This window comes from Streptomyces sp. NPDC057617 (assembly GCF_042800555.1).
In the GTDB taxonomy this organism is placed as follows: domain Bacteria; phylum Actinomycetota; class Actinomycetes; order Streptomycetales; family Streptomycetaceae; genus Streptomyces.
Genome location: NZ_JBHVGV010000015.1, coordinates 80,707 through 94,241, shown reverse-complemented (window position 1 = coordinate 94,241; position 13,535 = coordinate 80,707). Strand labels below are relative to the sequence as shown.

Here is a 13,535-nt window from a genome sequence, read left to right as displayed (position 1 = left end):
CCCGCCCCTGGCCCTGTTGCCCCCCCCACCAGAAGCACACCCCCCCCCCCCCGGGAAAACTCTGAGGAGGCAACCCCCCCCCCCCCCACCGGTCCCCCCTCGCCCCCCGACCCCCCCCGTTCGAATTCTGGACTCAGTTGGGGTACACGTAGCCCTCGACCCTGGCCAGGGTGTAGCCGGCGGCGTACGCCGAGTTGATGCCCTCCGCGGTCGCGGTGGCGAAGTTGTCCTGCCTGGTGCTGCTCCAGAACTGGTACAACGGCACCGTGCCGCTCACCTGGACCGGATAGATGTACGCCTGGATCCCGGCGTAGCTGTACCCGGCGGCGTAGGCGGAATCGATGCCCACCTGGGTTGCCGTGCTGAAGTTGTCGCCCCGGCCGGCGCTCCAGAACAGATACAGCGGCACGGTGCCCGGGTCCTGCGTTTTCAGACCCCAGCCCTCTTGGCGGGAGAACGAGTAGCCGGCTTCCCGGGCGCTCTGATCCTCAGCGGCGGTACCGGCAATGAAGTTGTCGCCACGCGCGGCACTCCACCACAGCAGCAGTGCGGTACGGAGCGCGGAGACGGACTGATCGGCCTGGGGCGGCGTGGCGGCGGCCGATCTGGAGGCGCTGATGTCGGCGGCCTGTGCCGACTGTCCCTGGACAAGGCCGGCGCCGGTGATGCTGACGATGGTGAACAAGGCGATCGCTACGAGAACGAGTGGATGACGTGTTCGTACCTGCGGAGTGGTGGACATGAGCCGACTCCCTCGGAGAGAACCAGGATGGCCAGGCCACCGCCGGACGACCGGCACCTGCCGGCCAGGGAGGCGGCTGGCCCTGTCGTCGGCCACGATTCCAGGCGGGCGCGAGCACGTCGTGAGTAATCGAGTACTCACTCGGCGCGCATGGAAGGCAGAGCGCGGCACGCCCCTCCGGACCGCGGGAAGGCCTCGCGGCGCTCCGGCGCCGCCCGGACGAGTCCGGCCCCGGAACCCTGTGAGCGGGTTCCGGGGCCGGGCGGTAGTGCGTACGGGAAGCGGTCAGGACCAGGTGATCAGGCGCTTCGGGGATTCCAGGATGGCCGCCGTGTCCGCCAGGACCTTGGAGCCCAGTTCGCCGTCGACCAGGCGGTGGTCGAAGGAGAGGGCCAGGGTGGTGACCTGGCGGGGCTTGACCTTGTTCTTGTGGACCCAGGGCTGGAGCTTGATCGCGCCGACCGCCAGGATCGCCGACTCGCCCGGGTTGAGGATGGGCGTACCGGTGTCGACGCCGAAGACGCCGACGTTGGTGATGGTCACCGTGCCGCCCTGCATGGCCGCCGGGGTGGTCCTGCCCTCGCGGGCCGTGGCGACCAGTTCGCCGAGGGCGGCGGCCAGTTGGGGCAGGGTCTTGTCGTGGGCGTCCTTGATGTTCGGGACGATCAGACCGCGCGGGGTGGCGGCCGCGATGCCCAGGTTGACGTAGTGCTTGACCACGATCTCCTGGTTCGCCTCGTCCCAGGCCGCGTTGACCTCCGGGTTGCGCTTGATGGCGACCAGGAGGGCCTTGGCGATGAGGAGCAGCGGGTTGACGCGCAGGCCTGCCATGTCCTTGTCGGACTTCAGTTCCTCGACCAGCTTCATCGTGCGCGTCACGTCAACGGTGATGAACTCCGTGACATGCGGCGCGGTGAACGCGCTGCCCACCATGGCGGCCGCGGTGGCCTTCCGTACCCCCTTGATGGGGATACGGGTCTCCCGGCCGTGAGAGGCCTGTGCCACCGGAGTCACGGGCGCGGGCGCCTGTACGGCCTCCGGCGCGGCCACCGAAGTCGCGGCCACCGAAGTCGCCGCCACAGCCGCCACGGCCGCCGCCGTCGCCGGGGCAGCCGCCGCGTAGACGTCCTCGCGGGTGATGATCCCGCCCTGGCCCGTCGGTGTGATCGTCGCCAGGTCCACGCCGAGGTCCTTGGCGAGCTTGCGCACCGGCGGCTTGGCGAGCGGACGCGCGCCGGCCACAGGCGCGGGGGCAGGTACCTCAGGGGCAGGCGCCGCGGCAGGCGCCGCCCCGTTCATCTCCGCCTGGATCGCGGCAGCCGCGCTCCGGGCCACGTCCCCCGCCTCCGCCGCCTGCCCGGGTACGGACGTACCCCGGCGCGGGCGGCGCTTCGTGGGCGCGTCGGCCACTCCGTACCCGACGAGCACGGGCTGACGGCCCTTCGGCTCGTCGCCCGTCTCCGGTTCCGGAGTCGGCACCGGAGCGGACGGCGCAGGCGCGGGCGCAGTGGCGGACGGTTCAGGAGCCGGCGCCGCCCCGCTCCCCGGCGCCACGTCCACCGTGATGATGGACACGCCGACATCGACCGTCGTGCCCTCCCCGAACCGCAGCTCGTGCACCACCCCGTCGTACGGGATCGGCAGTTCGACGGCCGCCTTCGCCGTCTCCACCTCGCACACCACCTGGCCGTCGGTCACCGTGTCGCCCGGCTGTACGTACCACTTGAGGATCTCGGCCTCGGTCAGGCCCTCGCCCACATCGGGCATCCTGAACTCGCGGTAGCGGTCCGGGGAGCCGGCGGCCGATGGGCCGGTGGAAGTGTCAGCAGTCATGGTCACGGCACTCCTCAGTACGCGAGCGAGCGGTCGACGGCGTCGAGCACCCGGTCCAGGCCCGGGAGGTACTCGTCCTCCAGCCGCGCCGGCGGATACGGCGAGTGATAGCCGCCGACCCGGATCACCGGCGCCTCAAGATGGTAGAAGCACCGCTCCGTGACACGAGCGGCGATCTCCGCGCCCGAGCCGAAGAAGACCGGTGCCTCGTGCACCACGACCAGCCGGCGCGTCTTCTCCGCCGACGCCTGGATCGTCTCGAAGTCGATCGGGGACATCGAGCGGAGGTCGAGGACCTCCAGCGACCTGCCCTCCTCCTCGGCCGCCGCGGCGGCTTCGAGGCAGACCTTCACCATCGGACCGTACGCCGCGAGCGTGAGGTCCGAGCCCTCGCGCGCCACCCGCGCCCGGTGCAGCGGACCCGGGATGGCCTCGGTGTTGACCTCGCCCTTGTCCCAGTAGCGCCGCTTCGGCTCGAAGAAGATCACCGGGTCATCGCTCTGGATGGCCTGCTGCATCATCCAGTACGCGTCCGACGCCGTCGACGGCGAGACGATCTTCAGCCCCGCCACATGCGCGAACAGCGCCTCGGGCGATTCGCTGTGGTGCTCGACCGCGCCGATGCCGCCGCCGTACGGAATCCGGATCACGACCGGCATCTTGATCTTGCCCAGCGCGCGGGCGTGCATCTTCGCGAGCTGGGTGACGATCTGGTCGTACGCCGGGAAGACGAAACCGTCGAACTGGATCTCCGCCACCGGCCGGTACCCGCGCAGCGCGAGACCGATGGCCGTGCCGATGATGCCCGACTCGGCGAGCGGGGTGTCGATGACCCGGCCCTCGCCGAAGTCCTTCTGGAGCCCGTCCGTGACACGGAAGACACCGCCGAGCTTGCCGACGTCCTCGCCCATGATCAGGACCTTGGGGTCGGTGTCGAGGGCCTTGCGGAGCGACTCGTTGATGGCCTTGGCGATCGGCAGCTTCTGTACGGTCATGATCACTTACTCCCCTCGGCGGCGGGGGCGGTCTCAGCGGCGGTGTCGTTGTCGTTGTCCGCGAAGGACGCCTGGTACGCGGCGAACTGCGCGCGCTCCTCGTCGACGAGCGTGTGCCCGTCCGCGTAGACATGGTCGAAGATCGCCATCGGGTCCGGGTCGGGCATCGCTCGCACCACCTCCCGTACCCGCTTGCCCAGCGCCTCGCTCTCCTCGTCCAGCGCCGTGAAGAACGCCTCGTCGGCGTGGCCCTCGCGCTCCAGACAGCGGCGCAGCCGCAGGATCGGGTCCTTGGCCTCCCAGGCCTCGCGCTCCTCGTCCGCGCGGTACTTGGTCGGGTCGTCGGAGGTGGTGTGCGCGCCCATCCGGTACGTGAAGGCCTCCACCAGCGTGGGTCCCTCACCCCGGCGCGCCCGCTCCAGCGCGGAGCGCGTCACGGCCAGACAGGCGAGCACGTCATTGCCGTCGACCCGGATGCCCGGGAAGCCGTACCCCTGCGCGCGCTGGTAGAGCGGCACCCGGGTCTGCTTCTCGGTGGGCTCGGAGATCGCCCACTGGTTGTTCTGGCAGAAGAAGACGACCGGCGCGTTGTAGACCGCGGAGAAGGTGAACGACTCGGCGACATCGCCCTGGCTGGAGGCGCCGTCCCCGAAGTACGCGATGACGGCGGAGTCCGCGCCGTCCTTGGCGACGCCCATGGCATAGCCGGTGGCGTGCAGCGTCTGCGAGCCGATCACGATCGTGTAGAGGTGGAAGTTGTTGCTGTTGGGGTCCCAGCCGCCGTGGTTCACGCCCCGGAACATGCCGAGCAGATTGGTCGGGTCGACGCCCCGGCACCAGGCCACGCCGTGCTCGCGATAGGTCGGGAAGACGTAGTCGTCGTCGCGCAGCGCGCGCCCCGAGCCGATCTGCGCGGCCTCCTGGCCCAGCAGTGATGCCCACAGTCCCAGCTCGCCCTGGCGCTGGAGCGCGGTGGCCTCGGCGTCGAAGCGGCGGGTCAGGACCATGTCCCGGTACAGCCCGCGCAGCTCGTCCGGGGTCGGGTCGATCCGGTACTCCGGGTGCTCGACTCGCTCGCCCTCCGGGCTGAGCAACTGTACGAGCTGGGGGTCGGAACTCTGTGGCTGCGGCGTCCTCTTCGCGCTGGCGCGCTTGGTGCCGCTGCTGCGTCGCGGTTTGCGCGCGGCAGTGCTCTCCACGGTCACGTGCGTGCTCCTCCGTCTGTCCGGCCCCCGGGATCCGCCGGGAACCAGTGCGGCTCGCCTGTCCTCGCCGAGGGCACGGGGTGGGTGCCTCCCGGTCGGAACAGGCGTGACAGGTGCCCCGGCGAGCGCTCTGTCACAGGCACGTTACCCAGTGGGCAGCATTACTGCGAAACCCCATCTGACCTGCATTTTTGCTTGGATTTCCAAGTAAATCGGCAAAGTCTGGAATACCACTGGTCACAGCCTCGCAGGCCGCCGGAACAACGGCACGTTATCCCGCTGATCCGAACCAGGGAAGGGCAGGAGGGGGGTGAGTGTGTGAGACTGAATTCTGTGCAGCAAGAAGGAAAAATTACGGTATTTCTGGTCGATGACCATGAAGTCGTACGGCGGGGTGTCTACGAGCTTCTGTCCGTCGAGGATGACATCGAGGTCGTAGGCGAAGCGGGCACGGCCGCCGACGCGATGGCCAGGATTCCGGCGACGCACCCCGATGTGGCCGTGCTGGACGTACGGCTGCCCGACGGCAGCGGCGTGGAGGTCTGCCGCGAGATCCGTTCGCTGGACGAGAACGTCAAGTGCCTGATGCTCACCTCCTTCGCCGACGACGAGGCGCTCTTCGACGCGATCATGGCCGGGGCCTCGGGTTATGTGCTGAAGGCGATCCGCGGGAACGAGCTGCTGACGGCGGTACGGGATGTCGCCGCGGGCCGTTCGCTGCTCGACCCGGTGGCCACGGCCCGGGTGCTGGAGCGGCTGCGCAGCGGTACGGGGCCCAAGGGCGACGACAAGCTGGCCGCGCTGACGGACCAGGAGCGCAAGATCCTGGATCTGATCGGCGAGGGCATGACCAACCGGGCCATCGGTGAGCGGCTGCATCTCGCGGAGAAGACGATCAAGAACTATGTCTCCAGCCTGCTCTCCAAGCTGGGCATGGAGCGGCGCTCGCAGGCGGCGGCGTACGTGGCCCGGCTGAAGGCCGAGAAGGGCTGAGCCGTACGGCGCGGCGGCCTGCCGGGCGGAGGGCTGCGCACCGGCCGGGCGGAGGGCCGGGCGTGTTGAGGCGTACGGCGCGGCGGCGTCGCGGGACCCTCGTACCGCGGCGGGGCCTGTCCCAACCGGGACCAACGTCCCTCGGTTGAAGGGCCGCGTCCTCTGTTGACGGGGTGGGTTCGTGACGGAGAGTGGACAACATGTCCACCGAGGAACTCCGCGCCATAGAGCTGCTCAACCGCGTCTCGTACGGACGGGTCGCGACGAGCATGCGGGCCCTGCCGTTCGTGGCCCCGGCCCGCCATGTGGTGACGGGCGGCTCGGTCCTGCTGCGGATGCACGCCGGCCACGGCTACCACCGGGCGTGCGGCGGCGGAGTGGTGGCGTACGGCGCGGACAACTTCGCCAGCGACGAGACCGACCGGTGGTCGGTGCAGTTCACCGGTACGGCCGAGATCATCCAGCCGACCGCTCCTGAGCTGGCGCTGTTCGGTAATGGGCCGCGTCGGGTGGACGGAGAACCGTTCGATCCGGTCTATATGCGGCTTGTGCCGCAGTTTGTCACCGTACACACGCTCGACTACTCCCGAGAGCGACCAAGCAGACACGCTGCGTGATCTAACATCTGACAAGTGCCGCGCTCATATGAAATCGCTACGCCTGCCGCGCCTGTCGTGATCCCCCAGCCCCTCGCCCAGCCCGTCGCCGCCCGTGCCGGCCACGCGAAACCCGTTCCGATCCGTACCGAACTCTTCGGGCGCTCCGCCGCCCCCACGAGTCCTGCGATCCCCGCGGCCCGTACCGGCCATGCCGCTCAGACCGGTCATGCCGGACAGGCCGGACAGGCCGGACAGGCCGGTCACGCCGCGCCTCCGGTCCGCGCGCTGCTGCGCCGCTACCGGAACGCGGGCGAGCCGCTGTCCTGCGAGCCCGTGGCCCAGGGGCTCCTCAACCGCGGATACCGGGTCTTCACCACGCGCGGCACCTTCTTCCTGAAGCACCATCTCGACGGCGACCACCAGCTCATCACCCGTCAGCACCGCGCCACCCAGCGGCTCCAGGCGCTCGGCGTGCCCGTCGCGCCGCCCATGGAGAGCGCGGACGGCGACACCGTCGCGGTGATCGAGGGCCGCTGTTACGCCCTGCACCCGTGGGTCGAGGGGCGCCACCGCGACGGCTCGCAGCTCACGGCCGCGGAGTCGCGGCGCCTCGGCGGACTCCTCGGCAGGGTGCACACCTGTCTGGAGCGGGTGATGCGACGGGACTTCGCGCCGCCGCTCCACAAGGGCCCGTACGACGACAGCCTGTACGACCAGAGCCCGTACGACCGGAGCCTGTACGACGAGAGCCGTGACGGCCTGCACGGCGAGGGCCTCGACCAGGGCATTCTTGACCGGGGCAGCCACGACAGCCCGGACCCGGCCGACACCTTCGAGCTGATCGACGAGCTGCTGGCCCTGGCCCGTGGCCGTACCCCCGGCGACACCTTCGACGCCCTCGCCGAGCACCGGCTCGTGGAGCGCCGCGCCCTGCTGGAACGCCATGCCCACCGCAGACCGGCCCCGGGCGCCGAACCGGCCACGGGCTGGGTGCACGGCGACTTCCATCCGCTGAATCTGCTCTACCGGGGCGGCGAGCCGGCCGCGATCGTCGACTGGGACCGGCTCGGCGTCCAGCCACGGGCCGAGGAGGCCGTACGGGCCGCGGCGATCTTCTTCGTACGCCCGACGGGCGAGCTGGAACTGCCGAAGGTACGGGCGTACGCGCGCGCCTACCGCCGCGCGGCCGGGGCCGCCGCCTCCGAACTGGCCGCGGCCGTGCACCGGGTTTGGTGGGAGCGGCTCAATGACTTCTGGGTGCTGCGCTGGCGCTACCAGCTCGACGACCGGCGGGCCGACCCGCTGTTCGCGGCGGTGTCGGCCCTCGCGGTGTGGTGGACACGGGAGTACGAGGCGGTCTGCGAGGCCTTCTCGGACTGAGGACGTGACTGGGGCCTCGGGCCGATGGCCCGGGAAGCGCGGGCCGAGCCCCGGGCGGGCGGCTTGAGAAGTGCGGGCTCGGTTCCGGGCCTCGGGCCGACGGCCCGGAAAGCGCGAGCCCGCCAGGCCGACCCCTCCCCGGGACCCCGGGCCGATGGCCCAGGAAGCGCGGGCCCGGCCCGGGACGGCTGCCCCCGCCCACGAAAAACCCGGCCGGAGCGCCGCGAAGCGCTCCGGCCGGGTCCGGTCCGGGAGTGATCAGGCGCCGCCACCGCCGGGCGTACCGCCGCTGTCGCTGCCGCCGAGAACACCGCCGCCCTGATCGCCGCTCGTGCCCGGCGACCCGCCGGTGTCCCCTCCGTCGCCGCCGTCCGGCTCCGTCGGCGTCGAGGAGGTATCCCCCGACGGCTCGCCCGTGGTCCCGCCGTCGCTCGTACCGCCTCCGCCGTCCGACGTACCCGTATCGCTGCTGGTGGTGGGGGTCGGCGACGTCTTCTCGGTCTCGCTGGGCGACTCGGTCGGCTCGTCGGCCGGCGGCCAGTTGGAGTGGTCACCGCCTCCCGACGAGTCGTCCGTCTGCTCGGTCTCGCTCGGCTCGTCGGACGGCGTCGGGTCGTCGGTGCTCGGCGTCTCCTCGCTCGTCGAGACCGTCGGCTTGTCCGAGGTGCCCTTCTGGTCCGTACCGTTCATGCTGTTCACCGCGTACGCCACGCCCGCCACCACGGCGATCACCGCGAGCGCGACGAAGAGCCACATCTTGCTGCCGCCACCGCCGCCCCTGCGGCCTCCGTCGTACGCGCCGTCGTGCGGATTCCTCGGCGGCAGGATCGGGCTCTGCGAGGTGTCGCCGTGCGGCGGGTGGCCCATCGCGGTCGTCGCGGCCATGCCCATCGCCGGGGTGCCGCCGCCGATATGGGTGTCGAACGCGCCGGTGTTCCAGGTGCCCGTGTGGCTGCCCTGCTGCTGGAGCATCTGCAGGCCGTACTGGACCAGTCCGCGCATCTCCTCTGCGCTCTGGAACCGGTCGTCCGGCTCCTTCGCCAGCGAGCGCATCACCAGGCCGTCCAGCTCCGGCGGCGCCACGTCCGAGACCTCGGAGGGCGGCACCGGAATGTCCTGCACATGCTGATAGACCACGGAGAGCGGGGTCTCACCGGTGAACGGGGGCCGCAGCGCGAGGAGTTCGTAGAGCAGACAGCCCGTGGCGTACAGGTCGCTGCGGTGGTCGACGGCCTTGCCGAGCGCCTGCTCGGGGGAGAGGTACTGGGGCGTGCCCATGACCATGCCGGTCTGGGTCATCGTCGACTGCGCGCCGTGCAGGGCACGCGCGATGCCGAAGTCCATCACCTTGACCGCGCCAGCGTCGGTGATGATCACATTGGCGGGCTTGATGTCCCGGTGCACGATGCCGTGCTGGTGCGAGTACGCGAGGGCCTCCAGCACACCGGAGACGATGATCAACGCCTGCTCGGGCGGCGGCGCCTCGGCGTTGACCAGCAGATCACGGATGGTGCGGCCCTCGACCAGCTCCATCACGATGTACGGCACGGTCTGCCCGTTGACCGTGTCCTCGCCGGAGTCGTACACCGCCACCACCGCGTGGTGGTTGAGCCCGGCGACCGATTGTGCCTCGCGGGTGAACCGGGCCTTGGAGACCGGGTCCTCCGCGAGATCGGCGCGGAGCAGCTTGACCGCCACGGTGCGCCCGAGCCGTACGTCCTCCGCCGCGAACACCTCGGCCATGCCGCCACGGCCGAGACGGTGGGTCATCCGGTAGCGGCCGTCGCCGACCAGCCCTCCGACCAGGCCGCCATCGCCCCAGGAGTCCGCGGCATCCGACACTCCGCCGCCTGCTTCGGGTTCGGGTGCCATCAGTCCTCGCCGTCGTTTCCGTCCGCTTCACGACCGCGTACGCGGTCCGCGGTATGTACGTGTTTCAGGGATGGGTTTCTCAGAGGTGGCTGTGCCACATCACGCTACAGCCTCCGTATGACACACCGGTCCACGGTGGACCGGACATGAAACCCGGCAACCCGATACCCACGCAAATTCCCTGCTCGCTCCACCCTCTCCATGCGTTCGTTCCATGCCTTTCCTGTAACGCTTCCGAGACGCTTGTTGTGCGTACGGTCACGGAACGGGCACCCGGCTTGACGTGTCACTGCCCTCGGGCAGACTTGGCGCGTAATAACGGGATCACCGCGTGAGCACCATCGCGTCCAGGACCGCAGGACCGGACAGCGCCGGCGCGCCGAGGGGGGAAGCACAGTCATGAGCCAGCACGGCGCACACGGCCGCTACGCGGGCGGTTCGGTCGCGGGCGGCCGGTACCAGCTTCGCGACCTGCTCGGCGAAGGCGGGATGGCGTCCGTGTACCTCGCGTACGACTCGGCGCTGGACCGTCAGGTCGCCATCAAGACCCTGCACACGGAGCTGGGGCGCGAGCAGTCCTTCCGCGAGCGCTTCCGGCGCGAGGCGCAGGCCGTCGCCAAGCTGTCGCACACCAATATCGTCTCGGTCTTTGACACCGGCGAGGACGAGCTGGACGGCGCGCTCATGCCGTACATCGTCATGGAGTACGTGGAGGGGCAGCCGCTCGGCTCGGTGCTCCAGCGGGACATCACGCAGTACGGCGCGATGCCGGCGGACAAGGCGCTCAAGGTGACGGCCGATGTGCTGGCCGCGCTGGAGACCAGCCATGAGATGGGCCTGGTCCACCGGGACATCAAGCCGGGCAACGTGATGATGACCAAGCGCGGCGTCGTCAAGGTGATGGACTTCGGCATCGCGCGCGCCATGCAGTCGGGGGTCACGTCGATGACCCAGACCGGCATGGTCGTCGGCACCCCGCAGTACCTCTCGCCCGAGCAGGCCCTCGGGCGAGCGGTGGACGCCCGCTCCGACCTGTACTCGGTCGGCATCATGCTCTTCCAGCTTCTGACGGGCCGGCTGCCGTTCGACGCGGACTCGCCGCTGGCGATCGCGTACGCGCATGTGCAGGAGGAGCCGGTCGCTCCGTCCAGCATCAACCGGTCGGTCACCCCGGCGGTGGACGCGCTGGTCGCGCGGGCGCTGAAGAAGAACCCGAACGAGCGTTTCCCGAGCGCGGCGGCGATGCGTGACGAGTGCGCCCGGGTGCTGACGGCGGGTCAGACGGGCGCTCCGGTGATCGTGCCGGGCACTCCGCAGAACAGCGGTTCCGGTGTGGGCTCGGCGGTCTTCCCGCCGGTGGACCAGTCGGGGCAGGCGCCGTCGGCGCAGGGGGTGCAGACGCCGTACAGCCCCGGGTCGTACGGTCCGCCGACCCCGGCACCGACGCCTCCGGGGCCCGGGTACGGCTATCCGCAGCATCCGCATCCGCAGCAGGCCCCGGCGGCGTACCAGGCTCCCCAGCAGCCGATGCCGCCGACGCCGCAGCCGTACGTGATGTCGCCGCAGCCCGCGACGGCGCCCGGGGGCGGGCGTGGCGGCCATGGCGCGCACGGCGGTCATGGCGGCGGGCACGGCGGTGGCGGCAGGCGGAACATGCCGGTCATCGTGGGGTCGATAGCGGTCGCGATCCTGGCCGTCGGCGGTCTCATAGCGGCGCTCTCGTTCAACAAGGACGACTCGGGCACCGGTGGCACGGACGCCCCGCCGAACCGCGACTCCTCGTACTCGTCGGACACGTCGAGCGGCCACCGCGACCCGGAGCGCAACCGGACGATCGACGCGACGGAGTGCACGGACGCCACGGAGGACGGGCTCGATCCGTCGAAGGTGACGGCCCCCGACCTGCGCTACAAGGACATCCTCTCGGTGAAGGACTGCCTGCGTGAGGCGGGCTGGACCTGGGCGGCGGTGAAGTCCGAGGACGACGGGTCGCAGGCGCAGGACATCGTGATCGACCAGTACCCGCGTCCGGGCGCGGCCATCCTGCCCAGGGACCAGGAGTTCGAGCTGACGGTCTCGACGGGGAACGCGGGGTAGCAGGGAACGCGGGGTAGTACGGGGGCGTACCCGCTTCGGGATGCACCCGCTTTTGCGGGCATACCCGGTACTGAGGCTTGACCCCCGGTACTGAGGCTTGACCCCCGGTACTGAGGCTTGACCTCTGGCGCCGAGGCTTGGCGGTACCCGGATGAGCTTCCCGAGATGCCGGAATTATCATTACATGTGACGCTGAGTCGGTGACTCCTACGCTCCGCACTCCCTGCGCGCTCGCGGTCGCGTCGCTGCTGATGACCGCACCTGTCGCATACGCCGAGGAGTCAGTCCCACCCCCCGCCCATCCGACGGCCGCCCCCGAGTTCGACATCTCCATGGCGGGCCGCCCGGCCGGCGAAGGACGCCCGCACCCCGGAAGACCCGAGGCGCCCGACGCCGGAGACTCGCGCGCGGACGCCGATACGGACACGGGCGGGGACCCGGCGGCGGACCACGAGCCGAAGTGGTGGGACTGGGGCACGGACGAAGAGCCGGGCCGGGACGCCGAGGCCGATCCAGGGACGGACGCGGGCATCGGCCCCGAGGAGGAGACGGATCCGGGCCCTTCCGAGCACCCGGCGCACCCCACCCACCGCCCCCCGAAGGCGTCCACCGCGCCCTCCACCACCCGCCCCCGCACCTCGCCCTCCGAGCACGCGCCGCCCACCCATGACAGCGAGGACACGAGCGAAGATACGAGCGAAGACACGGCAGAGGAGACGGGCAAGGCGAGAGGGACCAGGGGCACGGACGAGACCGCCGAGACGGACGAGGGTACGGACGGCCTGGCCACGGAGGAGTCCCCGGAGGACCTCGTGGAGTCGCCCGAGGACTCCGAGGCCCCTCGCCGCCCGCCCGCCGCCGCCCGCGAACCCGGCTCGCGGACGGTCACCGGCACCGCCTCGCACCCCATCCCGGTGCTGACCCTGGGCACCGGAATCACGCTGATCGGCCTGGGGCTCGGGTTCCTCGGACTGCGGCTCCGGCGCCGCTGACCGGCCCTCCCGGCCTGCCCCCGGGCTCGTACCGGACCCGTCCCCGACCTCGACGTCATTCTTACGGCGGACTTATGACGTCCGCCTCAGGTCGCTTGCGGGACACTCCATACTCGGTATACATACTCAGTATGTCGATTCGCCATGGGCTGCTGGCCCTCTTGGAACGTGGCCCGCGCTACGGCTCCCAGCTCCGTACGGAGTTCGAGTCCCGCACCGGCGCCACCTGGCCGCTCAATGTCGGCCAGGTCTATACGACCCTCGGCCGTCTGGAGCGCGACGGCATGGTCACGCAGGACGGGGAGGACCCCGCGGGCCATGCGCTGTACGTGATCACGGACGCCGGGCGCTCCGAGCTGAAGGCCTGGTTCCGCAGGCCCGTCGACCGCACCAGCCCGCCCCGCGACGAGCTGGCGATCAAGCTCGCCATGGCGGTGGGCGCGCCCGGTGTCGACATCCGGGAGGTCATCCAGTCGCAGCGTCACCACACCATCCAGGCGATGCAGGACTACACCCGGCTGAAGGCGCAGGCCCTGGAGGCGGTCCCGGCGGACCGGCACGAAGTGGCCTGGCTGCTCGTACTGGAACAGCTCATCTTCCAGACCGAGGCCGAGGCCCGCTGGCTCGACCACTGCGAAGCCCGGCTGATCCGGCTCTCCTTGCTGCCGGAACCGAACGACCGGCCGTCGGACGGCGCCGTACAGAGCCCCTCGGAGAGCCCCGCACAGAGCCCCGCCGAGAGCCACCCGTCCGGTCGCACCGACGCGCGTTCGTCCTGACCCCACCCGCCTTCCTGATTCAGCACGTACCTCACACACACCCGTACG

11 protein-coding genes are annotated in these 13,535 nt (G+C 70.7%); 6 read left to right on the top strand and 5 right to left on the bottom strand.

The window, feature by feature from the left end; all coding sequences use genetic code 11:
- Nucleotides 1–133: 133 nt before the first annotated feature.
- The 4 genes from ACFU9P_RS30235 to pdhA all read right to left on the bottom strand — a co-directional run bounded on the left by ACFU9P_RS30235 (nt 134) and on the right by pdhA (nt 4,775).
- Nucleotides 134–742 (bottom strand): hypothetical protein, encoded by a 609-nt coding sequence (locus ACFU9P_RS30235; protein ID WP_384086901.1) that lies wholly within the window; start codon nt 740–742, stop codon nt 134–136.
- Nucleotides 743–1,027: 285 nt separating this feature from the next.
- The gene (locus tag ACFU9P_RS30230; RefSeq protein WP_384086898.1) at nt 1,028–2,575 is read right to left on the bottom strand and encodes a dihydrolipoamide acetyltransferase family protein; all 1,548 of its coding nucleotides are present in this window, start codon (nt 2,573–2,575) and stop codon (nt 1,028–1,030) included.
- A gap of 14 nt (nt 2,576–2,589) precedes the next feature.
- On the bottom strand, nt 2,590–3,570 hold the full coding sequence (locus tag ACFU9P_RS30225; protein ID WP_217307591.1) for an alpha-ketoacid dehydrogenase subunit beta: 981 nt from the start codon (nt 3,568–3,570) through the stop codon (nt 2,590–2,592).
- Nucleotides 3,571–3,572: 2 nt separating this feature from the next.
- Nucleotides 3,573–4,775, bottom strand: coding sequence for a pyruvate dehydrogenase (acetyl-transferring) E1 component subunit alpha (pdhA, locus tag ACFU9P_RS30220; RefSeq protein WP_384086894.1), 1,203 nt, complete (start codon nt 4,773–4,775; stop codon nt 3,573–3,575).
- 333 nt (nt 4,776–5,108) lie between these two features.
- Between pdhA and ACFU9P_RS30215 the strand changes: the two genes are divergently transcribed.
- The 3 genes from ACFU9P_RS30215 (at nt 5,109) to ACFU9P_RS30205 (ending at nt 7,747) form a co-directional block, all read left to right on the top strand.
- Entirely contained in the window at nt 5,109–5,768 is a 660-nt protein-coding gene (locus tag ACFU9P_RS30215; protein WP_376386403.1) for a response regulator, read from the top strand.
- Nucleotides 5,769–5,968: 200 nt separating this feature from the next.
- Nucleotides 5,969–6,385, top strand: a complete 417-nt coding sequence (locus tag ACFU9P_RS30210) for a pyridoxamine 5'-phosphate oxidase family protein (protein ID WP_376386397.1) — start codon at nt 5,969–5,971, stop codon at nt 6,383–6,385.
- Between the two features lie 267 nt (nt 6,386–6,652).
- Nucleotides 6,653–7,747 carry a phosphotransferase enzyme family protein gene (locus ACFU9P_RS30205; RefSeq protein ID WP_384087059.1) on the top strand — a complete coding sequence of 365 codons (1,095 nt, stop codon included), beginning with the start codon at nt 6,653–6,655 and terminating at the stop codon, nt 7,745–7,747.
- 258 nt (nt 7,748–8,005) lie between these two features.
- Here the strand turns inward: ACFU9P_RS30205 and ACFU9P_RS30200 are convergent, their stop codons facing one another.
- On the bottom strand, nt 8,006–9,619 hold the full coding sequence (locus tag ACFU9P_RS30200) for a protein kinase (RefSeq protein ID WP_384086890.1): 1,614 nt from the start codon (nt 9,617–9,619) through the stop codon (nt 8,006–8,008).
- Nucleotides 9,620–10,018: 399 nt separating this feature from the next.
- Between ACFU9P_RS30200 and ACFU9P_RS30195 the strand changes: the two genes are divergently transcribed.
- The 3 genes from ACFU9P_RS30195 (at nt 10,019) to ACFU9P_RS30185 (ending at nt 13,487) form a co-directional block, all read left to right on the top strand.
- Entirely contained in the window at nt 10,019–11,716 is a 1,698-nt protein-coding gene (locus tag ACFU9P_RS30195) for a protein kinase (RefSeq protein WP_384086887.1), read from the top strand.
- A 200-nt stretch (nt 11,717–11,916) separates the two neighbouring features.
- Nucleotides 11,917–12,708, top strand: a complete 792-nt coding sequence (locus ACFU9P_RS30190; RefSeq protein ID WP_384086884.1) for a hypothetical protein — start codon at nt 11,917–11,919, stop codon at nt 12,706–12,708.
- A gap of 131 nt (nt 12,709–12,839) precedes the next feature.
- Nucleotides 12,840–13,487 carry a PadR family transcriptional regulator gene (locus ACFU9P_RS30185; protein WP_384086881.1) on the top strand — a complete coding sequence of 216 codons (648 nt, stop codon included), beginning with the start codon at nt 12,840–12,842 and terminating at the stop codon, nt 13,485–13,487.
- Nucleotides 13,488–13,535 lie beyond the last annotated feature (48 nt).